A 24,411-nucleotide genomic window follows, 5' to 3' on the forward strand; every position below is an offset into this window, starting at 1 on the left:
CCCTTCGTTTCCAGTCGAACCCGACTTTTGTCTTCCCCTCATCTGTCGCGAGGAATATAAGGCTATATAGATAATTATGTTTTTGAACGAATATCCGTCATTAGGGTCTGTAATGTAGTGATGCAAACTAATACTGAGGATACGATTGACAATCAATAATGTATATATAGCCCCGTTACTTGGAATCGAAGTATGTCATCTCATTTCAACAGGCGCAATTTTGTCAAGGCAGCGGGTGCTGCTGGGATCGCCGGTCTCGCCGGCTGTCTCAGTGGCGGCGGTGACGGAAACACGCTTTCGTGGCACGCGGGCGGTACTGGCGGCACGTACTACCCGCTCTCGAATAACTTCAAAACGATCGTCGAAGACAACACGGAGTACTCCCTGCAGGTCCAGTCGACGGGCGCGAGTCTCGAGAACGTCGGAAGCCTCAACCGTGAGGACGCCGAGTTCGCACTGATTCAAAACGACATCGCTTACTTCGCGGTCAACGGCACGGGTCACAAGGACCTCGAAGGCAACGCGATGGAGAACATCCGGGGCGTCGCGACGCTGTACCCTGAGACGATTCACGTCATCACGCAGGCCGATTCGGACATCGAGACGGTCGCGGACCTCGGCGGCAAAACGGTCAACACCGGCGATGCAGGCAGCGGGACGCAGGTCAACGCGTTGCAGATTCTCGAAACTGCCGGCATCGAACAGGGCGACTTCACCGAGCAAAACACCGACTTCGATACGGCGACCGACCAGATCCGCGACGGCGACGTCGACGCGGCGTTCGTCGTCGGTGGCTGGCCGGTCGGCTCCATCGAGAACCTCGCGACCAGTGCGGGTATTTCTATCGTCGAGATCGGCGGCGAGACCCGCGAAAACGTAATGAACGAGGCCGACTGGTTCGCCGAGGACACGATCCCTGCCGACACCTACGACGGGGTCAGTGAGGCCGTCGAGACGGTGTCGGTCCAGGCGATGATCGCGACCCACGAGGGGGTCGACGAGGAGACCGTCGAGGCCGTTACGACGGCGATCTTCGACCACACCGGCGACATCGATCAGAAGGCGGAGTTCATCGATGTCGAGTCGGCACAGAACGGGATGTCGATCGATCTCCACTCGGGCGCTGCAGCGTACTTCGACTGATCGGCTCCGCCGTTCTTGATACGCACTCACTGACCGTGACCCGCTCAATGTCGCGCTACTTGGCCGGTATACTGGCTCTTCTCGTCCTGCTCGGAGCGGCAGCGACCGTCGCGCCGACGGCGTCAGCGGATCGGACGCTCGTCGTTACCGACACGGAAACCGACGAGCAACTGCTTTCGGTGCCGGTAGACGACGGCGACGTCGTTACGCTCTCGTATACGCACAGCGTCGAGAAGACGCCCGTCGAGGATATCTACGTCGTCGACGGCACCCAGCTCCGAATGGATCGGATGGTCTTTCACTCACACGGTGCTGGGCTGCCCTCGGACGCGCCGATCGAGACGACCGACGAGGGGCTCGTCCTCGACCTCAACGAATCGTACGACGAAGTCGGGGTCGTTCCGGGATCGATCGCCGGACACGAACTCATCGTCGACGGCGAGCGCTACGATCTGGTCTCGCTCTCCGATGGGGCAGTTTCCCTCTCCATACTCGAGCCGACGTTCGTCGACGATTTCCTCCGGACCGAGGCTCGCTTCGCGTCGATAGACGATCCGAGATCACTACACATGCAACCATGAGTACGGACACACGAGACGAAGACGCGCTTTCGACTGAGGAACAGGACGACGTACTACAGGAGGTCGATCGAAGCCGAACCCATCAGGGACTCTCGGCTGCGCTCGTCGCCCTGATCGGGATCACGTTTTCGGCGTTCCAGATGTGGATCGCGGCCCGGAGCTATCAGTTCAGCGTGACGCTACCGGTCGTCGGATCCGTCGAGATCGCCTCGCTACAGCCACTGCAGGTGTACTCGATCCACGTGACGTTCGCGCTCGTCCTCGCGTTCCTGTTGTTCCCGGCGAGCGGCGGCGACGGGCGCATCGCCCGTCGACTCGGCGCGATCGTTCCCGCTGCCCGACGCCGATTCGGTCCGGACAGCTCCGTTACCCGGGCCGTCGAACGGCTCGGAGACGGGCTCCGTTGGGCGGCCGTCGATCCGAACCTGCGACGGATTACGCCGCTCGACGCCGTCCTCGCCGTCCTCTCGCTGTTCCCGATGTACTACGTCGTCACCTCGTACGACGAGATCAAGCGGCTGGCGACCTTCGGTATCCAGTCGGGCGAGCCGCTCGGCGAGGCCATCCCGCTACTCGAGCCGTTCGTGGTCGCACTGGCCACGTTCGGCGTACCGATCGACGAGCAGTCCGGTGCGTTCCTGCTTGGCGCGCTCGGTATCGTGCTGGTGCTTGAGGCGACGCGCCGGACCCTCGGCGTCGTCCTCATGTCGCTGATCGCGTCGTTCATCGCCTACGCTCGCTGGGGATATTTCATCCCGCACGACTCGGCGATCGGGGCGCTGGCGATCCAGCCCGATACCTGGGCGAGTATCGTCTACGACCTCTGGTACACCACCGAAGCGGGCATCATGAGTACGCCCGTCGCGGTCAGCGTTCGTTTCATCTACATCTTTATTCTCTTCGGTGCCTTCCTCGAGATGAGCGGTGCCGGCAAGTGGTTCATCGACCTCGCGTACTCGCTGACCGGCACCAGAAAGGGCGGCCCGGCGAAAGCGAGCGTCGTCTCGAGCGGCTTCATGGGAATGCTCAGTGGCTCGTCGATCGCCAACACGGTGACGACGGGCGCGTTCACGATCCCGCTGATGAAACGGTCGGGTTACTCGCCATCGTTCTCCGGCGCGGTGGAGGCCTCGGCGTCGTCGGGCGGGCAGGTCCTCCCGCCGGTGATGGGTGCGGCCGCGTTCCTCATCGTCGAGTTCACCGGGACGGCGTATTCGGACGTGATCGTGGCGGCGACTCTGCCCGCGATCGCCTTCTTCTTCGGGATGTGGGTCATGGTCCATTTCGAGGCGGTTCGTGGCGGGATCGGCGGGATCGCACGCGGTGAGCTTCCGAACGGTCTCGAGAACTTCCGCACCGGATGGTTCTATCTGATCCCGCTCGTCCTCCTGATTCACTTCCTGGTCATCGCTCGACTGTCGATCAACCGCGCCGGCTGGTATACGATCATCGCTATCGTCGCGTTGATCGCCGTCGTGGCCGCCTACGACGAACGCAGTCGCGGCCCGCTGTTCGGATCGATCGCCGCGATTACGCTCGCCCACGCCGCGGCGTTCGCGACCTACGGCGTCGGGCTCGGGACCGCGATTCAGGTCCCGATCGGCCTCGAGTCGGCGGCCGATCCGTACGCGCTCGGTGCTGCGGCGACCGCCGCCGCGTCGGACCTCGGGACGATCGCGATCCTCGTCAGCGTCGGCTTCCTGCTCGCTCGGCCGCGGTCGGACGCACCGCTGCTCGAACTCGACAGTGCGGTCGACGACTCCGCACGCCGGAGCGCGGAAGCGATCGGCCGTCCGTCGATCGCCGGCAACGCCGGCTACCGCTTCGGCACGTTCGTCGTGAAATCGATGGATTCGGGTGCGCGGACCGCAACGACGGTCGTCATCGCCGTCGCAGCGGCGGGCGTCGTCCCCGGCGTGATCAGCGTCTCCGGGCTCGGCCCGAACCTCGCCGCGCTCATCGAGGCCGTCAGCGGTGGGTCGATCCTGATCCTGCTCGCCCTGACGGGCGTCGCGGCGATCATCTTCGGAATGGGGATGCCGACGACCGCGATGTACATCATCCTGGTCGCGATGCTCGGCGGACCGATGGAGGACCTCGGCGTTTGGGTCGTCGCCGCCCACCTCTTTATCCTCTACTTCGGGCTGATGGCGGACGTCACGCCACCCGTCGCAGTCGCCGCGTTCGCCGGTGCAGGCGTCGCGAAAGCCGACGAACTCAAAACCGCGATCACTGCGTTCCTCCTCTCGCTGAACAAGATCCTCGTCCCGTTCGCGTTCGTCTTCTCGCCGGGTATCCTGCTCGTCCGAGAGACCGGTGGTGAATGGGGACTCATCGGCTGGGCCGATATCTCGGACCTCGGCTTCTTCCTCCCCGAGGTCGTCGTTCCCGTCCTCGGAATGTTCCTCGGCGTGTACGCACTCGGCGTCACGATCATCGGCTGTCAGTACTCCCCGGTCGACTCCGGTCGCCGGACGCTGTACGCGGCCGCGTCGATCTTCCTGATGGTCCCCGAGGTGCCGCTCCTCGTCCTCGAGGGCGTCCTCTCGCTGGCCGGACTGTCCGTCGGCCTCACCGACCTCCTCGTCACGCTCCCGCTCCGGGCGCTCGGACTGGCGATTCTCGTCTCGCTTTCCTACCGCAACTCCGCCCGTGCATCCGGTGCCGAGTTGGGGGCCGCCACACCGACGCCGAACGACGTGTAATCGAACCGTCGACCCATTACTGTTTTAACATAATCTGCCCAAGAGTCGTTCGTGACTGCTCGAGAGTCGGATCGCTCGCTCGTTCCTAACGACGTGCCCTCACCGGACCGCGTGTTTCGACTCGCGTTCGGCGGCTACGTCGGCGTTCTCGTTGCGGGTCTCGTGACGGTACTGGTCGTGCTGGTCCGTCCGGAGACGACTTCGAACGGCGTGGCGGGAACGTACGCCGCTGGACTGGGCGGCGGCTGTCTCGTCGGCGTCGTCCTCGCGAGTCGCGTCCGCGGGTTGGCGGTCCGGCTCGGCCGAACGTGGGGTCGACGGGCCGCGCTCGTCCTCTTGCCAGTTCCAGTCGGGATCGCGGCCGGCGTCTCGCTGGTGACGCCGCTCGAGTCGCCCGTCGGCGTCGTGGCGCTCGCGGCGTCGATCGCCGCCGCCGTCGCGGGTCTGGTCCTCCGCTGGCTGGTCGCGACCCGCTATACCGACGCGTGCACGCCCAGTGACCCCATCGCAACGTGGCGATGGAACCCGCCGAGTAGCCCCAAGCTGGACGCCCTCCTCCTTGCGATGTGGCTCCTGTTGGGAATCGGCGACGGGCTCGCCGGGAACTGGGTGGGCACGCTCGTCTGGACCGGGCTGGCGATCGCGTGGGTTGCCAGCGGACTCGTCGAGGGTCGCTGGCGGCTCGGCGCGTTCGGAGCCACGCCCGAGATACGGGTCTACGCGGACGGTCTCGTCAAGCGTCGGCCCTACACCCGGGAGTTCGTTCCCTGGGACGATGTCGCTCACGTCCGACTCCGCGAAGACGAACTCGTCCTCGATCGGGGACTCTTCGACGTGCGTTTCGACCGCGAGGAACTCCCGGACCTCGAGGCGCTCCGGGCCGAGATCGAGGGGCGGCTCCCGAACGGCACGGCGGGATAGGTTTACTCGAGGTCGGCTCGGCCGCTCGTCGCGCTTCGGAGCCGATCCCGTAGCGCTTCGCTTTCCGCGAGCGGGACGCGGACGTCGAAGGTGACCGTGGCCTCGTAGTCGGCGTCGAACTCGTGGCCCTCGCTCTCCAGGATCGAGCGGACGGTCCCCGAGTCGTCGTAATCGACGGTGATCTCGAGCCGTTCGTGGGGGCGTTCCTCGACGACGCCGGCCCGGTCGAGGGCGTCTTTCACCGCCCTGGAGTAGGCCCGGACGAGGCCGCCGACGCCGAGGTTCGTCCCGCCGTAATACCGCGTCACGACGACCGCACAGTTCTCGATCTCCCGCTGGGTGAGGACGTTCAGCGCCGGCTTGCCGGCCGACCCGGAGGGTTCGCCGTCGTCGCTCGAGTACTCCCGGAGGAACTCGCCGTCGTCGCCGGCCCGGACCCGGTAGGCGGGCACGTTGTGGGTCGCGTCGGCGTACTCCTCGCGGACGGTCTCGACGAACGCCTCGGCCGCTGAGACGGAGTCCACGGGACGGACGTGGCCGAGAAACTCCGATCCCTGGACGACGAACTCGGCGGTGGCCGACGCCGCGACGGTCCGGTAGGTGTCGCTCACGGGCGTTCCCTCCGCGATCGAGTCCGGACGCGTGTCATATTTGCCGCTACAACGGTCGGCGAAAAGAGCCCGTCGGTTGGCGCTCGTCGGGACCGCCTCGACCGGCTCACAAACGTTTGCCCGGTGTCACGCGCCGGCGGTTCGTCGCTTCTCACGGGGTATGTCGCTGGCTCCCATACGCTATTATTCCCCCATGCCCAATGTGGACACATGGACGGCGATGCAATCCATTCCGACCTCGCAGATGAGATCCACAGCGTCTGCCGAACGACGGTCGGCGACGAACTCCGCAGTATCACCTACTTCACCGAGGACGACGTCGAACAGTTGTATCTCCGGTCGGACTTGGAGCAGACGGCCGATCTGATCGGCTTCGCCGAACACGAACGGCTCGGGTTCCACTCGCAGTCGGCCTACCGGAACACCCAACTCGGCGAGTACGAGGCGACGATTCGAATGTTCGAGAACGGGTTCCTCTCGCGAGTCATCCGGGGGCCCCACGGCGTCTGGGTGACGACCGACGACATGTCGATCGAGCGCTTCGAGGAACTAACGAGCGCGCTTGCGTCGGTGTTAGACGAGTACGCCGACAGCGTCGACGCGCCGACCCCCGACGGGACCGACGCCGCCTGACCCGTTACTGGAGTTCGATCTTCCGGACGAACTCGAGATCGCGGATCTCGGTGATCACCTCGCCCGGCAGGTCGCCGTCGGCGATCAGGTAGAGTTTCGGCTCGTCGGTGAACTCGGGGTCCTCGCTGATCGTCTGTCGGATCGAGATGCCGTTGTCAGCGAGCGTTCCCGTGACCTCGGCGACGATCCCCTCCTGTTCGGCGTTCTGAACCGCGACCGACAGGACGGTCAGATCCAACACCGGGGCGAGATCCATCAGGCTCGGTACCTGCGAGATGTTCTGGAAGATACGCCGCAGTTCGGGATCCTCGAGGATGACGTCGGTCGTCGAGTCAACGACCCGCCGATCGACGCCGATCTCGCGGGCGATGCCGGTGTTCGGGATCTCGATCCCGCCGGAGACGACCCGGCCGTCGTCGTTGACCGAAAAGCCCCGCTCGAGCAGCAGCCTGATGACCGCCTGCTGGCTCGGTGATCCCTCGAACTTCTCCATGATCTCGTCGAACATTCGTTGTCGTCCCTACGGCCGGGGTGGTATAATGTCCGGTGATTGACCTCGTTCGACGACGGCGTCCCCGATACCCGTCTGACGTGTGCTTTTGTACGCCCCGTCCGATACCGTCCGTATGCGCCAACTCCGGACCTGCGACTTCTGTGCGGGCGACGCCGCCGGGACCTTCGAGATCGTCCCGCCCGAACTCGAGCCGACCGAAGCCGAACAGCGACGGGTCGTTCTCTGTCCCGACTGTCGGGAGCGACTCGAGGGGCTGCTCGAACCGTTGCTCGCCCGGGCCCGCGACGGCGCGGCTGCCGGTGGGACGGACACCGATGCGACCGGCGACGACCGATCCGACGGGGGCAGTTCGGCCGCGACGGTTCCGACGACTGCCGACGCGGCAGAAGCCGATTCAGTCCCCGAGAGTGGCTCCAACGACGCCGCCACCGCGACGGCCGACGCCGATGCTGCCGACGCATCGCTCGAGGACGGGATCACGTTCGAACGCGACGAACGCGGTGCCGCCACCGAGTCGGCCGACGAGACGGCGGCCGATACCGCTGGCGACGACGGTGCCGGCGCGGCCGACGCCGCCGATGGCGAGCCCGACCGAGGTGACGATCGGGACGGGACCGCGACCGGCCGACCGGCGGCCTACGCCAAGGTCGTTCGGCTCCTGCGCAACCGCGAGTTTCCCATGGACCGCAGCGCCGTCGAGGAACTGGCCGCCGGGGCCTACGACCTCGAGCCACGCGAGGCCGAGGCGATCGTCGACTACGCGATCGAAGACGGAGAGTTCGTCGAGAAGGGGGAGACGCTTCGGCGACCGTGACTAGAGCGTCCCTTTCGTACTGGGCGTCCCCTCCCGGCGCTCGTCGATTCGGGTCGCGTCGTCGAGCGTCCGCGCCAGCGCCTTGAACAGCGCCTCGACCTCGTGGTGGGCGTTCTCGCCGTCGACCTCGAGATGGAGCGTCAGGCCGCCGTTCATCGCCAGCGATTCCCCGAAATGACGGGCCATGTCGCTGGTGAACCCGCCGATCGACGCCTGAGAGAACGTCCCCTCGAAGTAAAAGCGTGGGCGGCCGCTGACGTCGACGACGGCCCCTGCGACTGCCTCGTCCAACGGAACGCGTCGGTCGGCGTACCGGACGATACCCGATCGATCACCAAGCGCCGCGTCAAATGCCTCGCCGAGGACGATCGCGACGTCCTCGACCGTGTGGTGGTCGTCGATCTCGAGATCGCCGTCGCAGTCGACCTCGAGGTCGAACAGGCCGTGTTTCGCGAACGACGTCAGCATGTGATCGAAGAAGCCGATGCCGGTGTCGACCGCGGCCGTCCCGCTCCCGTCGATCTCGAGAGTACACTCGATCGACGTCTCGGCCGTCTCGCGCGTGACCGTTGCCGTTCGCTCGCTCATGTCGAACCCATGCCGCCCCCGATACAAGGCGGTTCCGCTCGTCGGTACTCGCATCGCACCGCCTCCCGAATCGACCGCCGAATTCGGCAACTCAGCTCTGCACTCCCGATAGCGGAGGAGATGCTATAATAAAACGTCTAAAGGGATTTCAGCCGCCATAAAAAAGTCATTCACTCGCCACGTACGGGCTGAAACGGGCCGAAACGACGCCAACCGTCGACCCGTTATATGACGTTTGCAGTGAATCTCACAGTCGAGACGAGGTGCCCCGATCCGATGTCAAACCCCTCCCCACTGTCGAACGAATCGATCGCTCCGTCGAACCCCGAGACGGAGCGTGACCGCGGCCGACTCCGCCGGTCGGTCAAACGCCCTGCACAGTTCCTGTCGTTCTGGGGCGCCATCGCGTTGCCCTTCGTCCATGTGCCGCTTCTCATGCAGGGACTGGGCGATCCCCACGTGACGCTGGCCTTCCTCGCCCTGCTTGCGATCAACGTCCTCGCACTCTACCTCGGTCACGGCTACAACCAGTAACGCTGCATCGCGAGGCGGTTTCGCACCCGGTTCGACCGGTCGGTCGCCGCCCGCCGTCCGAACCGGTCCGTCGTTCTTCCGCGACTGGCCGCCACTACCGATCCGCGACGCTACTCGGCGGCGTCGACCGCCGCCTGTGCTTCCTCGAGCGTGAACTGCCCCTCGTAGAGCGCGCTCCCGACGACAACGGCTGCTGCGCCGGCGTCCGCGAGGTCGCGGACGTCCGCGAGGGTCGCGACGCCGCCGCTGGCGATCACGGGGATGTCCGTCGCCGCGACCAGTTCGCGGACCGGTTCGGTCGCGACCCCCTCGAGTCGCCCCTCGACGTCGACGTTGGTAAAGAGGATCCCGGCGGCACCGAGATCCTCGTACCGTTTGGCTGCCTCAACGGGGCTAATCCCCGCGCCTTCGGTCCAGCCCTCGACGACGACCTCGCCGTCTTTCGCGTCGAGGCTGACGACGACGCTCTCGGGGTGGCGCTCGCTGATCTCGCCGACGATCTCGGGGTTCTCGACCGCCGCCGTCCCGAGGATCACCCGGTCGACGCCCCGCTCGAGCAGGTCGACGGCGTCGTCGACGGTGCGGATGCCCCCGCCCAGTTGCGTGGGGACGTCGACGGCGTCGATCACCGCATCGATGGCGTCGGCGTTCCCCCGTTCGCCCTCGAACGCCCCGTCGAGATCGACCAGGTGCAGCGACTCCGCACCGGCGTCGAGCCACCGCTGAGCGGCCTCGATCGGCTCGCCGTAGCTCTTTTCCGTGCCGCGTTCTCCCTGGACGAGTTGGACGACTTCGCCGTCCTGTACGTCGACCGCCGGGATCACCTCGAACGTCCCGCTTCCGTCGTTGCCATCAGTACCCATACTCGAGTGCGCGAGGCCGGCGCGAGTAAAGGCGACGGTTTCGTCGACTGCCGTCGTCGCGGTGGGCACAATCGGCGTCTTAGCGCCTATCGCCTTCGATGAGACCGTCGAGTGGGAGATCAACTTCCTGTTGGGCGGTGCGATTCCGCGTGGGATCGGGCTCGAGGAGGCCGGTGGCGGGACATTGGCTGGTCGTCCAGCCGACGGGGTTCCTATCGACTCGGCGACGTCCACCTGATTCCGACCCCGGCAGCTACCGGTTCGGTACCGTCGGCCGGATCGGTGTACCTTACAGCTGCTTCCGTCGCTCGGGACGGTGTTTGCGATCGCGTCCCTCCGGGCCGTTCGATGCAGATTCCCCAAAGTGCTTTCACACGTTGTCCTGAAATGACGGTATGTGATGCGATCCCGTATGGCTCGAGTTCGAAACCGACCCGCGACTGCGCTGAAGGGGCTGACCGAGCGATGAAGCCACGCTATATCGACGCGATCATCGATCTCGCCTACGGCGGTCTGATTTTCGTGTCGGTCGTTTTGATCGTCGTCGAGGGAACACGAGTCGGGTTAGCGCTCGGGTTAGGCGTCCTCGTCTCGTACGCACTACACGTCATCTGGAAGATGGCACGCTTCGATCCGGAATGGATGACGACGGAGATGGAGGAGACGGTCGAAGAGGCCGTCGAAGAGACGATCGGTGAGCAAGTCGATACGGTCCAGCAACGGATCGAAACCGTCGACGAACGCATCGATCGTCGGCCACGCGAGGACGAAATCGAGAATCTCCTCGAGGAGACTGTCGTCGACACCGACGAATCGGACGAGACCGACGACCCCGCCCGATAGTCCCTCGTCGACGATCGAAACCCGTGTCCGACGGCCGTCGATCCTCTCTGCGTACGAGACGGCACAACGAATATCCGAATCGACGTGATAGCTACCTCTCAGTATGGTGTCCGCGTTGCTTCTCGTCGGGATCCTCGTGGCCGTTTTCGTCGGATACAATGTCGGCGGTGCGACGACAGGACCGGCGTTCGGCCCGGCCGTCGGTGCCGATGCGATCTCGAAGACCGCGGCCGGCGTGTTGATGACGGTGTTTTTCTTCGTCGGAGCGTGGACGATCGGTCGCCGCGTCGTCGATACCCTCGGCCGCGAACTCGTCCGGGATCCCGGCGTCTTCACGCTCGAGGCGAGTATCGGCGTCCTCTTCTTTATCGGCGCTGCGTTGTTCGTCGGGAACTTCTTCGGCGTCCCCGCCTCGACGTCGATGACGGCCGTCGGCTCGATCGCGGGACTCGGCCTCGCCGCCGGCGAACTCAACGTCGCGGTCATGGGTGAGATCGCTATCTGGTGGGTCGTCTCGCCGTTTATCGGGTTCTGGGTCTCGCTGATCATCGGCCGCTACTTCTACTCGTCGCTCAATCGACGGCTCGCGATGGTTCGCAGTGAGGGCCCCCTCTACCGAATCGATCGGTCCCGTCGGGTTCCGGTTCCGGTCCCGACCGAGACCACGAATCGGCGCGAGCTGGGGGGCATCGCGATGGTGATCGTCATCGGCTGTCTGATGGCGTTCTCCTCGGGGACCTCGAACATCGCGAACGCGGTCGCCCCGCTCGTCGGCAGCGGCGAACTCGCGATGAACCCCGCGATCGTCATCGGCTGTGCCGCGGTCGGGATCGGCACGGTCACGATCGCGCGCCGCACCCTCGAGACGATGGGGAACGATCTCACGGAGCTGCCGTTGACGGCGGCGATCGTCACCGCGACGGTAAGTGCCTCGCTCGTCATCTTTCTCTCCGCGATCGGCATTCCCGCGAGTTTCGTCATCATCGCGACGATGTGTATCATCGGCCTCGGCTGGGGACGGGCGACGCGCCCGATAACCGTGGCCGATGCCGTCCGGGGCGAGGAATCGGTCCCGATCTCCGTCGACGCCTTGACCGCCGATGCGGAGGGCGAAACGCTGCCGCCGATCGGCGACGAGGACCCGGAACGGATCCCACGTGCGTCCGATCTCTTCGATCCGGCAACGACGGCCCGCGTGGTCCTCATGCAGAACATCGTCCCGGTCATCGCGACGGCCGGCGCGTACGCCACCTTCCGGTTCGTTCCAGTCTTCGGCCTCTGACTCGACGTGCCCGCTCAGCTCGACCCGGCCCCCGCGTGTTTATTCGTCCCAACGGTGAAGGGGACGTATGGTCTCACGTGTCCTGGTCCCGATGGAGGACTCGGAAATGAGCGACCGTGCCCTCGAGTACGCCCTCGAGGTCTTCCCGAACGCCGAGATAACCGCCTTACACGTCGTCGGCGAACCGTCACAGATGTGGGGACACGCGACGGGGCTCGCGCTCGCCGACGATCTCGAGGAAGCGGCGGAGGAACGCGCGAAAGAGGTGTTCGATCGCGCACGCGACATCGTCGCGGACGCCGACGGCGACGCGGAACTCGAGACCGCGATCGAATTCGGCCATCCCGCGCGTGCGATCATCAACCGGTCGGACGACTACGAGACGGTCGTTATCGGGACTCACAGTGGATCCGTCGCGGATCGTATCTTCGTTGGCAACGTCGCCGAGAAGGTCTTCCGGAGTTCCCCGGTTCCGGTCGTCGTCGTCCGGTAAGCCGCGGGCCGACGGGCCGACGACCCGCCGGTCGGCACGGCGATCGATCACGACCCGCTCGCCGCCTTCCGCGACTCGCTCGAGCGCGCGGTCCCGTGGTGTGATCCACCGTCGTGACTGTAGCAGACGCGCGCCGATTCCGTCAGCTGCGAGTTCCTTCCCTGACGACACGAGCGGACGACCGGCGCGATGAATAGGCGTATTTTTAATATCCGATCGCATGACTACTGACCGTGAACGCGGAACCGCTGCTTATCGTCGGGATCCTCACCGCCATCTTCGTCGGCTACAACATCGGCGGCTCGACGACCGGCCCCGCGTTCGGGCCGGCCGTCGGCGCGAACGTGATCACGAAGGTGATGGCCGCCGGCCTGATGTCGATTTTCTTCTTCGTCGGGGCCTACACCATCGGTCCGCAGGTCGTTACGACGCTCGGCGAGGAACTCGTTACCGACACCTCGATCTTCACGCTGCGCTCGAACGTCGCCGTCCTCTTCTTTATCGGCGGCGCACTGTTCGTCGGCAACTACGCCGGCGTCCCCGCCTCGACGTCGATGACCGCGGTCGGCGCTATCGCCGCGCTGGGGATGGCGACCGGCGAACTCAACTGGAACGAACTCGGCGAAATCGCCGTTTGGTGGATCGTCGCGCCGATCATCGGGTTCTGGGTGGCCGGCGTGGTCGGACGATACTTCTATCCGCAGATCAACGCCTGGATCGCCATCGAATCCAAAGACGAGGGCCGGCCGATGGTCTCGATCGACCGGTCGGGGCTCGTCCCGCGGCTCCAGTTCGGCGCCGATGCCGACCGCCGGGAAATCACCGGCGCACTGACTGTCGTCGCCATCGGGTGTCTGATGGGCTTTGCGTCCGGGACGAGCAACATCGCCAACGCGATCGCGCCGATCTACGGCACCGGCGACGTCGACATGGTGCCGCTGATCCTGATCGGCTGTGCGGCGGTCGCGGTCGGCTGTTTCACGATCGCTCGCCGGACCCTCGACACGCTCGGGAGCGACATCACGAACCTCCCGCTGACCGCGGCGATCGTCGTCGCGGTTATCAGTTCGGGGATCGTCGTCAGCCTCTCGTGGATCGGGATCCCCGCGAGCTTCGTCGTCATCGCGACGATGAGCATCGTCGGGCTGGGCTGGGGGCGAGCCACCCGGACGACGACGCTGTCCGACGCCGCCCGCGGCGAGGAAACCCGCGTCTCCGTCGGCGCGCTGACCGCGGAAGCGGAGGGCGAACGCTCCCCCGAAATCGGCGAGGAAGACGTCGAGGACATCCCGAAGGCGTCGGATCTATTCGATCCCTCGACGACCGCCCGCGTGATCCTGATGCAAAACGTCGTCCCGGCCATCTCGACGATCGGGGCCTACTTCACCTTCCGGTTCGTCCCGATCTTCGGGTTCTGACCGCCCGCGGGTCCCGGTCGGTTCGTCGCGTACCCTCTCATTGGTCTCTCCGTTTTGGCCGGATTGTTCGATACGTTCGTTCCGTCGTCCCGCTGTGGCCGGACCGTACGCGATCCGGAGCCGTCGCTGACGGCGACCAGCAACGATTCATGTCCGTACAGCGGCGGGTTTCGGATTCGGCAAATACCACCACCATTTGGCGGGTTCTTTCCGACATTTCTTTTTCTTCTCGTTCCTATCCACCGATTCTATAACGAACACGGGGATTCTTTCCTTCGAATTAGTCGATTCTGACTCATAGACAATTTAGGACTGAACAGCAAGCTATACCAGTGCGGGACCCGAACCGAAGACTGATGCCCACGGTAGAATACCTCAACTACGAAGTACTGGACGACCACGGCTGGGACATGGACGACGAGGACCTCTTCGACGAGGCCGCAGACGCCGGCCTCGACGACGAGGACTACGGCTCGCTCGACGTCGCCGAGGGCGAATACATCCTCGAGGCGGCCGAGGCCCAGGGCTACGACTGGCCGTTCTCGTGTCGCGCGGGTGCCTGTGCGAACTGTGCGGCGATCGTCAAGGAGGGCGAGATCGACATGGACATGCAGCAGATCCTCTCCGACGAGGAAGTCGAAGAGAAGAACGTCCGCCTGACCTGCATCGGCTCGCCCGAGACCGACGAGGTCAAGATCGTCTACAACGCCAAGCACCTCGACTACCTGCAGAACCGCGTCATTTAAAATTTGAGCGGGCCACATCGTGGCCACAACAACGTTTTTTCGAACCGACAAGTGCCGCCCAACCCGCGGGTAGTCTCGACTCTTTTCTACCGTGTCTCCGGCGACGACAGGAACTGCCGGCAGCCGTTCTCAGTCAGGTACGGACGAGATTCCGCCCGAGAGTATCCCCATCTTCGGCGAATTCCACGATTCCATCACCGATTTACCGCTTCGACGGCGACCGCTACGGTATCAGTAGTCTCCCACTGTTTACCGCGTCGAACGTAACGGGGTGATTCGGTACGGGCGTACGCGAACGTCGCGTTCATTCGATGGCGATAACACCGTCAACGGTCACTGCTGCCCCTCCGAGGAGTTCACAGACGCCCACCGTCGTACGTGCGGGGCATGTCGTCTCGAAGAACTGCTCGTACGTGTCATTGATTTCCCCGTACGCATCCATGTCTGTGAGATACACCGTTAATTGAAGAACGTCTGACGGGTCTTTGCCATACCGGTCCAGTTCCGCTTTGAGCGTTTGGAGACAGATTTCTAGCTGCCGTGACGGCGGTTCCCTACGAGCGACCTCACCGTCCCGTTCTGGGAGCAACCCCTCGAGAAAGACGAGATCGGAACTCCCGGTTTTCTTCCCGAACGCACCGACGAATTCTGCTCCGTCCCGTTGCTTCCGACTGCTTTCACTGACACGATCGAGACGAGACTCGCCTCTCTGCTGATTCTCCATATGACAGTTTAGAAAATGCTCAACTAAAAGTATTCGGCTGATTCCAACACTCTAGTCCTATGCCCGCTATATAGGGCTCTTTCCACTAGCATGGATTTCTACCGGAAGCATTAATTGAGCTACTACTCAACCAACTAGCGATGGCACGAGCGACGGAGCGACTCCAACGATATCTCGAGGACGAACTCGGGGAGTGTCGCAGCGAAGATGTCGAAGAACGGCTCGACGAACTCAGTACGCTCGAGGCAGCGATCGGGCCGGAACAGGTCAACACCGAACTCGACGTTCTTTCCGCACTGGCCAACGAGACGCGTTATACGCTCGTTCGCGTTCTCGTCGCCGCAGAGGCAGAACTCTGTGTCTGCGAACTCCACGCGGTCGTCGACGTTACCGAGAGCGGGCTCAGTCACGCGCTCTCGGGGCTGGTCGAGGCCGGCCTCGTCGAGGGCCGCAAGGACGGCCGCTGGAAGAAGTACCGGGCGACCAACCGCGCCGTAGCGCTCGTGACCGTCCTCGAGGGGAGCGTGGATGAGTAGCGGGTCACACGACCACGGACCGAACTGCGACTGTGAGGGCTGTGGGGATCCGCGGTCGATGGATTTCCTCGACAAGTATCTCACCGTGTGGATCTTCGCGGCGATGATCGTCGGCGTCGGCCTGGGGCAGGTCGCGCCGTCGGTGACCGAGCCGATTCGAGACCTGCACCTCGTGGAAATCGGACTCGTCGCGATGATGTACCCGCCCCTGGCGAAGGCCGACTACTCGCGACTCCCGACGGTCTTCAGCAACTGGCGGGTGCTGGGTCTGAGCCTCGTCCAGAACTGGCTCATCGGGCCGACGCTGATGTTCGGACTGGCGGTCTTCTTCTTCAGCGGGCTCGTGCCCGGCCTACCCGCCCGTCCGGAGTACTTCCTCGGGCTCGTCTTCATCGGGATGGCCCGGTGTATCGCCATGGTGTTGGTCTGGAACGAACTCGCAGAGGGCTCGACCGAGTACGTGACCGGCCTCGTGGCCTTTAACAGCCTCTTCCAGATCGTCACCTACGGGGTGTACGTCTGGTTCTTCGCGCTCGTCCTCCCGCCGTTGCTCGGAATGGAGGCGCTCGCGGCCGAGATCACGACGTTCAACGTCTCGCCCGAACAGGTGTTCCGGGCGATCGTCGTCTTCCTCGGCATCCCCTTCGCCGGCGGGATCCTCACTCGCTACGTGGGGACCCGAACCAAAGGCGAGGAGTGGTACGACGACGAGTTCGTCCCGACGATCGACCCGCTCACGCTGGTCGCCCTGCTGTTCACCATCGTCGTGATGTTCGCCACGCAGGGCGCGAACATCGTCGCCGCGCCTGCCGACGTGTTGCTGATCGCCGTCCCGCTGACGATCTACTTCGTCGTCATGTTCCTCATCAGCTTCGGGATGGGCCGGGGGATCGGCGCGGACTACTCGACGACGACCGCGATCGGCTTCACCGCGGCCTCGAACAACTTCGAACTCGCGATCGCCGTCGCCGTCGCCGTCTTCGGCGTCGGCTCCGGCGTCGCCTTCGCCACCGTCGTCGGCCCACTCATCGAGGTCCCCGTCCTGCTCGCGCTGGTCAACGTCGCGCTGTACTTCCAGCGCCGGTTCGACTGGGGCGAGCGCGATACGGGGAGCCTCGAGCCGACACCGCGAGAGACACCGACCGACGACTGATTACGAGAACACACCATGACCACCGATACCGACTCCGACGACCCGATCCGCATCGCTTTCGTCTGCGTGCAAAACGCCGGCCGCTCCCAGATGTCGACCGCCTTCGCCGAGCGCGAACGCGAGCGTCGCGGCCTCGCGGACTCCCTCGAGATTCTGACCGGCGGCACGGACCCGGCCGACGAGGTTCACGCGGGCGTGATCGACGCCATGGCCGAACTCGAGTTCGACCTGTCCGACCGAACGCCGCAGGAGGTCACCACCGAGGAACTCCGCTCGTGTGACTACGTCGCGACGATGGGTTGTTCGACGCTCGAGCTGGGCGACGTCGACGGCGTCGACGTCCGCGACTGGGCGCTGCCCGATCCGGACGGCGGCGACCCCGAGGCGGTACGGGAGATCCGCGACGAGATCGAGCGCCGGGTTACGGCGCTGTTCGACGAGTTGGACGACGCGCCCTGAGAACTCCCCTAGCGCCCGACCGGGACGTATTCCCGGAACGGGCGGTCGTGGGTGACCAGTTCGTGTGCGCCGACGAGGACGACGACCGAAAGCGCGATCAGCGCGCCCTCGAGCGGCGACGCCAGCAGCCCCAGCGAGACGATCAGCGTCGTCGCGCAGGCCGGCGGATGGACCGTCTCGGTCGCGAGCATCCCACCCGCGGTCAGTGCGACGGCGGCGACGCCGCTCGTGACCAGCCGTAGCTGGCCGACCGCGAACATCGGTGCAGCCGTCGTGACCGCGAGGCCGGGCGCGATGGTGTGGTAGGCGATGAGCCCGGCGACGATCCCGACGACGTGGCCGCCGATGACCCGCCGCGGCGCGGTCACCTCTCCCTCCCGAACTGTCGCCAGCAGGAACGCCGTGGGCCCCAGGCTCGGAAAGAGCAGTGCCTGCCCGGTCACCCACGCCAGCAGGCCCGGTACCGCGAGTAAGACGCCGGTGTACAGAGTCGAGAAGGCCGCGCCGTCCCTCATGCTCGAGGCGTTCGGGGGACGGACGGATATGCCGTTTGCTGTGACGATCACCGGCCGAACGCGCGAGCCGGTGTCGGAATTCGACCGTGAGCGACCACCGCTGCTCTTGCGTTCAGTTCCCGGCCGGTTCGCTGTCCGATACCGGCACACCCGGGGAAACCGGTACGGTCGCGGTCGCCCCCGATGCCGCCCGGAGGCCGAAAACGTAACGGCACCGCGCTTCGCAGGGACGCCCGTGACGCTCGCTGGTACCGTTGCGACCGGGCCGGACCTCCTTCGACTCGTCGCCGTCCCCGTCTTCGCCTGGACCGCCTACCGCGACATCGAGACCAGGCGCGTCTCGAGTACCGTCTGGATCCCCCTCGCGCTCCTCGGGGCCGTCCTGCTGCTCTGGGACGCCCGACTGGCGTGGGTCGCCGGCGGGACCGCCTGGAGCTACGACTTCCTCGTCCCGACGGCGATCAGCCTGGGGCTGGTCGTCCCCATCGCCTACCTGTTCTGGTGGGTCGGCGGCTTCGGCGGGGCCGACGCGAAGGCCTTACTCGTCCTCGCGGTCCTGTTCCCGACCTTCCCCGAGTACGCGCTGGGGCCGGTGACGCTGCCGCTCGAGCCGACCCGGATCGGTGCCTTCTCGTTTACGATCCTGACCAACGCCGTCCTCGTCGCGGTCGCGCTCCCGGTCGTGCTGGCGATCCGCAACGCCGCCGCGGGCCGGATCGCGCCCGTGATGCTCGTCGGCTGGCCGGTCCCGTGGGAGCGGATTCCGGAGACCCACGGCCGCCTGCTCGAGACGCCGACGGGGCTCTCGCGGGGCGGCCTCGACCTCGACGCCCTGCGGATGTACCTGCGCTGGCGGGGGCTCTCGCTGGCGCAGTTGCGCGAAGCCCCCGAGCGGTACCGCGACCCCGCCACCCTCCCCGACGAGCCGAACCCGCCGACCGACGGTGCGGTGACTGCCGACGCCGATCTCCGGGGCGACGGCGGCGCGCTCGAGGGGGCCGAAACCGAGACGGCCGTGACCGCGGCGACCGACCCGCAGGGAGCGCCCACGGTCGACGATCCGTGGGGTGCCGAGGCGTTCCTCGACGACATCGAGGGCTCGGCCTACGGGACGACGCCCGAGACGCTCCGGGAGGGACTCGCGGTGCTATGCGAAAACGAGACGGTCTGGATCTCGCCGGGGACGCCGTTCCTGGTGCCAATCTTCGCCGGGTTGGTGATCGCACTGGTCTACGGCGACCTGCTGCTTGGGACCCTACTCTAGGGTCCGCTCGTAGAGCGGCACCAGCGCCGTCCAGAAGAGGACGAACGCGACACCGATCCCGATCAGGACGAGCCACGGGTCGCCCCGCCCGGTCGGCACGCCAGTCGAGAGCAGGACGAAGGTACCGGCAAACAGCAGACAGCAGACGAGGACGCTGCCGAGTTCGAGGACGGTGGCAACGGGGTGGGCGCGAAACTGGGCGACGATGCCGGCGAAGGCCATACGCCAGCGTCGCGTGCGGACGGCAAAAACGTCACGACAGCCATACCGTGGCAGCCAACGGGTCGTCCACCGACGGCACCGCCGTCAGTCCACGACGTAGGACTGGTGGTCACCCCGTGTTTCGGTATCGACGAACTGGTGACGCGTTCCGTCTTCTAACTCGCCCGCGAACGAGGGATCATCCGCGTCGGTGTCGTACTCCGCGTTCGCCCCACGAAGGTCGTGGGCCGCAAGCAGCTCGCGGATCTCCGTCGGCATCGACTCCCCGTCCTCGAGGTCGACCAGCAGGTGGTGGTCGGTGAAGCTCTTCGCGACGAACGCGTCGGCGACGACCTCCTTCTCGCACAGCCGCGCCGCCAGCTCCCGCAGGGTCTCCTCCCGATCGCTCATTCGTTCCCGACCTCGGGGCGACGGTGCAAAGCCCTCGGGACGAATATATTCGCCGGCGGCGGACGACCGAGGGACGAGCGCTCCGCTCACGGAACGTGGCCGGCGCGCTCGAGCGGGTGGGCCGCTCGAGCGACGGCGAGAACTGAGCCGCCGATCTCAGGCGCTGGACTCGATGTCGTCAGCGATGTCGTCGAGTTCGTCGTCGTCGAGATCCGGGCGGTCGCCCGCGACGGCGTGGATCGGGCCGCCGCCGTCGCCCTCGAATCGGGGGACGATGTGACAGTGGACGTGGGGTACTTCCTGGCCGGCTTCTTCGCCGTTGTTGAACGCGACGGTGGTCGCATCGGCGTCGACCGCGTCCTCGACGACGGGGACCATGTGGTGGACGGTCTCGTAGAGGTCCGTGGCGACGTCGTCGGGGACGTCGTTCAGCCGCTCGTACTCGTCTTTCGGGATGACGAGCGTGTGGCCCGGCGCGAGCGGATTGGCATCCAGGAAGGCGATCGTCGTCTCGTCCTCGTACACGATCCGTGCGGGGATCTCCCCCGCCACGATCTGGCTGAAGATCGTACTCATACGCGGGTATGTGTCGTCTCGTCGTAAGAAGCTTACTCGCCGCCACCGCTGTCCCGGCCACGACACAGGTCGTCGAGCGTCTCGCGGATCGCCGCGAGATACTCTTCGGGTTCGTATCCCAGCCGGCCGATCCAGACGTCCTGATACGAGGGATGGAGGATCGGTACGAGCCACACGCCGAGGCGGTCACACCACACCGGCTCGAGGACGCTGTCGAGAAACCCCTCGAGGTCCCGTCCTTCGGCCGAAAGTACCGTCTTCGTCGCGTGTTTGCCGGTCGCGAGGACGACCGTCGGATCGATCTCCTCGAGTTCGGTCAGCAGATGCGATCGGCAGTTCGTTCGTTCCTCGGGCGTCGGCTCGCGGTTGGTGGTGGGGTCGTCCGGATCTGCTGGAAAACACTTCACCGCGTTCGTGTAGTAGGCGTCGTCGCCGTAGCCCACGTCGGCGAGCATCTGGCGGATGCGTCGGCCCGAATGGCGCGAGGTGTAGGCCTTCCCGGTCCAGTTGCCGCCCTGCCAGCGGTCCGCGTCGGGGGTCCCGTAGCCGGGTGCTTCGCCGACGACCACGACGCTCGCGTCGAGCGGGCCGGTCCCCCACGAGATGCATTCGCGGCTCTCGGCCAGTTTCGGACAGCGCGTACAGTCGGGCTCGAGGACGTTGCGCTCGGTCGGAACGGCGGGATCGTCGCCGGTCGCCGACCCGTCGTCGGCGTCGGCCTCGGAATCGGACGCGGGCACGGTCCGGACTACGTTCCCAGCGGTTTAGCCGAGTCGGTTCCCGGCTGCGGCTGCCGGTCGAGTAGTCGTCGCCGACCGTGTGGATGCGTCGCACTCGAGGGGACAGGTTTACGTTGGGTGGGTGGGTAGAGAAGTCCTAATGACATCCCTCGGCCCGGAACTGCTCGCGGAATCACTGCAACTGGTCCTGTATACCGTCGTCGCCGGCGTCTTGACGGTCGGTGGCGTCCTCGTCGAGCAGGCGAGTCTCCAACACCTCGGTACCGGCGAGGCGATGATCGCCCTGTGGCTCGGCGCGCTCGGCGGCCTCATGCTGTATGCCGGTGCGTACGGCGTCGGCTACCAGAAGGTCCTCTCGGAGTACGTCTGAGTCGTCCGTTCGCCGGTCTATTTTGAACCCCGCGTCGCACCTGCTCTACCGACCAGCCGCTGACAGTACGTCACGGCCGATCGCACGTCCGTCGTGCGATCGTCGTGAGCGCCGCTTCGAATTCCGCTTGCCGGTCGTCAGTGGACGCCGGTCAGTTACGCTGCGTTGGTTTTCCAGACGACCGTCGAGCCATCGGTGTCGATCCGGCTACTCTCACTGGCTTCGAGCAGCGTAGCCGCATCGACCGACACGTTGCCGCTGGACGGGGAGACGACGACTGCCGTCTCGGGGTTGTCACCCGGTGCAGTAGCGTCGACGTGTACGTCTCCGCTCGGCTCGACGCCGTGGACGGTCAGCGTGATCGTCTCGGCGGTCGGGAACCGATCCCGTAACCGCTCCGTCGCCGCTTCGTCGTTCGTCACGAGCGTTCGAACCGTCTCGAGTTCGGCGTCGGTCAGTTCATCGTTCGGATCGCGGACCGCGAGATCGGCGTCGGTCGTCGCTCGATCGGTGTCGTCGGCGTCGGTATCGACGGTGAACGTCTCCCCGTCGTCGACGGCCGCTACCGATCGGATGTCGAACCGGGTGATGGACTCCACGGTGGACACCACGTCAGTCGTCAGTTCGTCCACGACTGCGCCGTCATCGACGAGTGTGACCCGTCGGTCGGACATGTCGATATCGGTCGATTCGGCGGCCTCGAGTCGGTGAGCCGACTCGACGGGCTCGGTGTCGGTGCCGACGACGTCGACGGTGCCGGTCTCGGTGTCGACCGTCGCCTCCAGCAGGGGACGCGCGTCCCCGTGTTCGGCCGTTCGGTCCGGATGGATACGGACGTGTGCGCTGTCGTCGTCTCGCTGTAGCGAGCCGTAGACTTCGAGGACGAGGTCGTCGTCCGTTCCGACGTGATCGCGGAGCCAGTCCCCGGCTTCGTCGTCGTTCAGTACCATCGCCGGTATCGCCTCGAGGTCGGCGGTTCGATCCGCGCCGAACCCGTCGTCTTCGGTCGAAACCGTGAACTCGTATCCGTCGACGTCGACCGTCGACTGGTGGTGCGGTTCGTCGGCCAGTTCGTCAGTCCCGGAACTCGCGCCGGTCGCGGCGGCGATGCCACCGGTCCCGATGGCAAGCAACACTGCGAGCGCGAGTGCGGTCAGTTTCGTTTTCGTTTGCATGATGTCTCTCTCGGGCGAGCGCGTCGACCGGCCGTCGACGAGCGTCGGTCGTTCGTCGGGTCGGTCGTTCGCGCCGCCCGGTTACGGGTCGTTTGAAAGCCCCCTTAGTCACCCGTTGAAAACGTGTTTCGGAACGGTTACGGGCCGAATTTCGGCCGATACGCCGGTTGTGGCTACAACAGCAAGACCGTGTTCCCCATCCCGCGGCGCTTCCGCTCGACGAGGTTCTTGGTCTCGAGCCCGTCCAATCCCCGACTGACGGTCGCTTTCGAGAGGTCGGTCCGCTCGACGATCTCGCTCTGGGGCAACACGCCGTCGGCCTCGAGCAGCGTCTCGTAGATCGTCCGCTCGTTGTTCGCGAGCCGCTCGGCCGTCTCCTCCCACTCCCGGCGGCGGGCCTCGAGGAGTTCGTCGCTCGGTTCACCGTCGGGTTCCGTCTCGACGGGAGCCGGCCCCGCTACGTCCCCGTCGCCGGTTCGCCGTTCCCGTGCGCTCGCCGGGTCCCCGACAGACCCGCCGAGGAGGACGTACGTGCCGCTCGCACCGAGCGAACACGCCGCGATCGCGATTACTGCAACGTCGGTGTATTCGAAGTAACCGCCCAACTCGGCGACTTCGGTCCCGTTTTCGCCGACCGTGACCATGACCGGCGACGGGTTGATCAGCTGGATCGCCAGTACGACCGTCGATGCGAGAAAGAGGACCGCCGCAAAGAGTTGTCTCGTGTGGAGGGCCCGCAGATTCATAGTTCGCCATTCGAACACGTCTCCTAATGACCACCGATTCTGACCGGGAGAACCGCCGTGAAACACCACTGAAACGCGCTTGAAACGCGTTTCAAACGAGTTTCGACACAACGTTGATGAGGGCTTCCGGACAACGGAGAACGTATGAACCGTCCCGTCGCCGTCCGGCTGATCGCGCTGCTCGCTCTCGCGTCGTTCGGCGTCGGAACGGCGTGGGCGGGGGCCGCCGTCGGACTCGGCGACCCGATCGCGACCGGCTCCGGCGGCGAGTTCAGCGTCTCCGAGAACGGGGTGACGTTTTCGGACGGCGACAGCGAGGTCACCGTCCTCGAGAACGTCTCCGGAACCGAATCGATCGAGATCGCGGCGGCCGACGGTCGGCTGACCGTCGATTCCGAGCCGGCCGATCCGCTGACGGACGCGGAACGAGACCGCGCGCTCGAGATCGCGCGCGCCAACGAGACCGTCACGCGGCGGCTCGAATCGATGGACGAGTACGAACTCGCGGTCGAACCCATCAAGGGGATCCACGCCGATTCGATGCAGCAAACGTCGGTCTCCCTTTCGGGGCCGACGACCGTCGAGGCGGAAAACGGGACCACGGCCCGGACGTTCACCGGCGAATCCGGGGACTTCACCGTCGAGCGCGGAGCCGACGCAGTCGTGGTTTCGCCGGCCGAGCAGACGTACGCCGAGGACGACGTCACCGTCGCGATCAGCGATCCCGACTCGAACGAGGTGCGATACGAAGCGCAGGTCGATCTGGCGGCCGAGCGGGTCGTCGTCGTCACGGACTGAGCTGCCCGCCACGACGCCGAGCCGACACTGCGGCTAGCGCGGGACCCGCGATAT

Annotated in this window: 30 protein-coding genes; 18 read left to right on the plus strand and 12 right to left on the minus strand. The window is 65.5% G+C overall.

The window, feature by feature from the left end; all coding sequences use genetic code 11:
* The first annotated feature begins 192 nt into the window (after positions 1-192).
* Genes NP511_RS10480 through NP511_RS10495 form a run of 4 tightly spaced genes read left to right on the plus strand, consistent with a single transcriptional unit; the run spans position 193 to position 5,350 of the window.
* Complete coding sequence (locus tag NP511_RS10480; protein WP_049965229.1) at positions 193-1,143, plus strand: TAXI family TRAP transporter solute-binding subunit; 951 nt, start codon at positions 193-195, stop codon at positions 1,141-1,143.
* A 47-nt stretch (positions 1,144-1,190) separates the two neighbouring features.
* Complete coding sequence (locus tag NP511_RS10485; RefSeq protein ID WP_049965228.1) at positions 1,191-1,724, plus strand: DUF1850 domain-containing protein; 534 nt, start codon at positions 1,191-1,193, stop codon at positions 1,722-1,724.
* Positions 1,721-4,429 carry a TRAP transporter permease gene (locus NP511_RS10490; RefSeq protein WP_049965227.1) on the plus strand — a complete coding sequence of 903 codons (2,709 nt, stop codon included), beginning with the start codon at positions 1,721-1,723 and terminating at the stop codon, positions 4,427-4,429. The genes NP511_RS10485 and NP511_RS10490 overlap by 4 nt, the downstream gene beginning before the upstream one ends.
* A 51-nt stretch (positions 4,430-4,480) precedes the next feature.
* A complete protein-coding gene (locus NP511_RS10495) occupies positions 4,481-5,350 on the plus strand; it encodes a hypothetical protein (protein WP_233274326.1) in 870 nt (289 codons plus the stop codon).
* Between the two features lie 2 nt (positions 5,351-5,352).
* On the opposite strand, the gene NP511_RS10500 is transcribed toward NP511_RS10495, so the two are convergent.
* Positions 5,353-5,961 carry an IMPACT family protein gene (locus NP511_RS10500; RefSeq protein WP_049965225.1) on the minus strand — a complete coding sequence of 203 codons (609 nt, stop codon included), beginning with the start codon at positions 5,959-5,961 and terminating at the stop codon, positions 5,353-5,355.
* A gap of 210 nt (positions 5,962-6,171) precedes the next feature.
* Here NP511_RS10500 and NP511_RS10505 point away from each other — a divergent pair, with 210 nt between their 5' ends.
* Positions 6,172-6,594 carry a DUF7522 family protein gene (locus tag NP511_RS10505; RefSeq protein WP_006183148.1) on the plus strand — a complete coding sequence of 141 codons (423 nt, stop codon included), beginning with the start codon at positions 6,172-6,174 and terminating at the stop codon, positions 6,592-6,594.
* Between the two features lie 4 nt (positions 6,595-6,598).
* Here NP511_RS10505 and trpY read toward each other — a convergent pair whose 3' ends face one another.
* Positions 6,599-7,102: a TrpY family transcription regulator gene (trpY, locus tag NP511_RS10510; protein ID WP_006183149.1), complete on the minus strand. Its 504-nt coding sequence runs from the start codon at positions 7,100-7,102 to the stop codon at positions 6,599-6,601.
* 118 nt (positions 7,103-7,220) lie between these two features.
* Between trpY and NP511_RS10515 the strand changes: the two genes are divergently transcribed.
* Entirely contained in the window at positions 7,221-7,922 is a 702-nt protein-coding gene (locus NP511_RS10515) for a hypothetical protein (protein ID WP_049965224.1), read from the plus strand.
* Here NP511_RS10515 and hisB read toward each other — a convergent pair whose 3' ends face one another.
* On the minus strand, positions 7,923-8,510 hold the full coding sequence (gene hisB, locus NP511_RS10520) for an imidazoleglycerol-phosphate dehydratase HisB (RefSeq protein WP_006183152.1): 588 nt from the start codon (positions 8,508-8,510) through the stop codon (positions 7,923-7,925).
* Positions 8,511-8,786: 276 nt separating this feature from the next.
* Here hisB and NP511_RS10525 point away from each other — a divergent pair, with 276 nt between their 5' ends.
* Positions 8,787-9,044: a DUF8028 family protein gene (locus NP511_RS10525; RefSeq protein WP_006648506.1), complete on the plus strand. Its 258-nt coding sequence runs from the start codon at positions 8,787-8,789 to the stop codon at positions 9,042-9,044.
* A 110-nt stretch (positions 9,045-9,154) separates the two neighbouring features.
* Here the strand turns inward: NP511_RS10525 and hisA are convergent, their stop codons facing one another.
* Positions 9,155-9,907 carry a 1-(5-phosphoribosyl)-5-[(5-phosphoribosylamino)methylideneamino]imidazole-4-carboxamide isomerase gene (gene hisA, locus NP511_RS10530; RefSeq protein WP_006648507.1) on the minus strand — a complete coding sequence of 251 codons (753 nt, stop codon included), beginning with the start codon at positions 9,905-9,907 and terminating at the stop codon, positions 9,155-9,157.
* 465 nt (positions 9,908-10,372) lie between these two features.
* Here hisA and NP511_RS10535 point away from each other — a divergent pair, with 465 nt between their 5' ends.
* The 5 genes from NP511_RS10535 to fer all read left to right on the plus strand — a co-directional run bounded on the left by NP511_RS10535 (position 10,373) and on the right by fer (position 14,689).
* Positions 10,373-10,750, plus strand: a complete 378-nt coding sequence (locus tag NP511_RS10535; protein WP_006648509.1) for a hypothetical protein — start codon at positions 10,373-10,375, stop codon at positions 10,748-10,750.
* 103 nt (positions 10,751-10,853) lie between these two features.
* A complete protein-coding gene (locus tag NP511_RS10540) occupies positions 10,854-12,032 on the plus strand; it encodes an inorganic phosphate transporter (RefSeq protein WP_006648510.1) in 1,179 nt (392 codons plus the stop codon).
* A gap of 67 nt (positions 12,033-12,099) precedes the next feature.
* Positions 12,100-12,525 carry a universal stress protein gene (locus NP511_RS10545; protein WP_049965223.1) on the plus strand — a complete coding sequence of 142 codons (426 nt, stop codon included), beginning with the start codon at positions 12,100-12,102 and terminating at the stop codon, positions 12,523-12,525.
* 233 nt (positions 12,526-12,758) lie between these two features.
* Positions 12,759-13,943 carry an inorganic phosphate transporter gene (locus NP511_RS10550; protein ID WP_049965222.1) on the plus strand — a complete coding sequence of 395 codons (1,185 nt, stop codon included), beginning with the start codon at positions 12,759-12,761 and terminating at the stop codon, positions 13,941-13,943.
* Between the two features lie 356 nt (positions 13,944-14,299).
* Complete coding sequence (gene fer, locus NP511_RS10555; protein ID WP_006183160.1) at positions 14,300-14,689, plus strand: ferredoxin Fer; 390 nt, start codon at positions 14,300-14,302, stop codon at positions 14,687-14,689.
* 304 nt (positions 14,690-14,993) lie between these two features.
* On the opposite strand, the gene NP511_RS10560 is transcribed toward fer, so the two are convergent.
* Complete coding sequence (locus NP511_RS10560) at positions 14,994-15,413, minus strand: RidA family protein (protein WP_006648513.1); 420 nt, start codon at positions 15,411-15,413, stop codon at positions 14,994-14,996.
* A 140-nt stretch (positions 15,414-15,553) separates the two neighbouring features.
* Between NP511_RS10560 and NP511_RS10565 the strand changes: the two genes are divergently transcribed.
* From NP511_RS10565 to NP511_RS10575, 3 genes are read left to right on the plus strand one after another with little or no spacing between them, the layout of a single operon-like run.
* Positions 15,554-15,949, plus strand: a complete 396-nt coding sequence (locus NP511_RS10565; protein WP_006648514.1) for an ArsR/SmtB family transcription factor — start codon at positions 15,554-15,556, stop codon at positions 15,947-15,949.
* Complete coding sequence (arsB, locus tag NP511_RS10570; RefSeq protein WP_084158266.1) at positions 15,942-17,102, plus strand: ACR3 family arsenite efflux transporter; 1,161 nt, start codon at positions 15,942-15,944, stop codon at positions 17,100-17,102. Before NP511_RS10565 ends, arsB begins: the two co-directional genes overlap by 8 nt.
* Positions 17,103-17,117: 15 nt before the next feature.
* Complete coding sequence (locus NP511_RS10575; RefSeq protein ID WP_049965220.1) at positions 17,118-17,561, plus strand: arsenate-mycothiol transferase ArsC; 444 nt, start codon at positions 17,118-17,120, stop codon at positions 17,559-17,561.
* An 8-nt stretch (positions 17,562-17,569) separates the two neighbouring features.
* Here the strand turns inward: NP511_RS10575 and NP511_RS10580 are convergent, their stop codons facing one another.
* Positions 17,570-18,076, minus strand: a complete 507-nt coding sequence (locus NP511_RS10580) for an HPP family protein (protein WP_049965219.1) — start codon at positions 18,074-18,076, stop codon at positions 17,570-17,572.
* A 235-nt stretch (positions 18,077-18,311) separates the two neighbouring features.
* On the opposite strand from NP511_RS10580, the gene NP511_RS10585 reads away from it, so the two are divergent.
* Positions 18,312-19,340, plus strand: coding sequence for an A24 family peptidase (locus NP511_RS10585; RefSeq protein ID WP_049965410.1), 1,029 nt, complete (start codon positions 18,312-18,314; stop codon positions 19,338-19,340).
* Here the strand turns inward: NP511_RS10585 and NP511_RS10590 are convergent.
* From NP511_RS10590 to NP511_RS10605, 4 genes are all read right to left on the minus strand, one after another.
* Complete coding sequence (locus tag NP511_RS10590) at positions 19,332-19,562, minus strand: hypothetical protein (RefSeq protein WP_049965218.1); 231 nt, start codon at positions 19,560-19,562, stop codon at positions 19,332-19,334. The genes NP511_RS10585 and NP511_RS10590 overlap by 9 nt on opposite strands.
* An 84-nt stretch (positions 19,563-19,646) precedes the next feature.
* Positions 19,647-19,952 (minus strand): hypothetical protein, encoded by a 306-nt coding sequence (locus NP511_RS10595; RefSeq protein ID WP_049965217.1) that lies wholly within the window; start codon positions 19,950-19,952, stop codon positions 19,647-19,649.
* A 156-nt stretch (positions 19,953-20,108) separates the two neighbouring features.
* On the minus strand, positions 20,109-20,528 hold the full coding sequence (locus NP511_RS10600) for an HIT family protein (RefSeq protein ID WP_049965216.1): 420 nt from the start codon (positions 20,526-20,528) through the stop codon (positions 20,109-20,111).
* 32 nt (positions 20,529-20,560) lie between these two features.
* Positions 20,561-21,268: a uracil-DNA glycosylase gene (locus NP511_RS10605; RefSeq protein ID WP_049965215.1), complete on the minus strand. Its 708-nt coding sequence runs from the start codon at positions 21,266-21,268 to the stop codon at positions 20,561-20,563.
* A 139-nt stretch (positions 21,269-21,407) separates the two neighbouring features.
* Here NP511_RS10605 and NP511_RS10610 point away from each other — a divergent pair, with 139 nt between their 5' ends.
* Entirely contained in the window at positions 21,408-21,638 is a 231-nt protein-coding gene (locus tag NP511_RS10610; RefSeq protein ID WP_006648523.1) for a DUF8151 family protein, read from the plus strand.
* Between the two features lie 155 nt (positions 21,639-21,793).
* On the opposite strand, the gene NP511_RS10615 is transcribed toward NP511_RS10610, so the two are convergent.
* Complete coding sequence (locus NP511_RS10615; RefSeq protein ID WP_049965214.1) at positions 21,794-22,813, minus strand: hypothetical protein; 1,020 nt, start codon at positions 22,811-22,813, stop codon at positions 21,794-21,796.
* A 173-nt stretch (positions 22,814-22,986) separates the two neighbouring features.
* Entirely contained in the window at positions 22,987-23,559 is a 573-nt protein-coding gene (locus NP511_RS10620) for a helix-turn-helix transcriptional regulator (RefSeq protein WP_049965213.1), read from the minus strand.
* Between the two features lie 144 nt (positions 23,560-23,703).
* On the opposite strand from NP511_RS10620, the gene NP511_RS10625 reads away from it, so the two are divergent.
* A complete protein-coding gene (locus NP511_RS10625) occupies positions 23,704-24,357 on the plus strand; it encodes a hypothetical protein (RefSeq protein ID WP_049965212.1) in 654 nt (217 codons plus the stop codon).
* The last annotated feature ends 54 nt before the right edge of the window (positions 24,358-24,411 follow it).

It is taken from the genome of Natrinema thermotolerans, assembly GCF_031165565.1.
GTDB classification, from domain to species: Archaea; Halobacteriota; Halobacteria; order Halobacteriales; family Natrialbaceae; genus Natrinema; species Natrinema thermotolerans.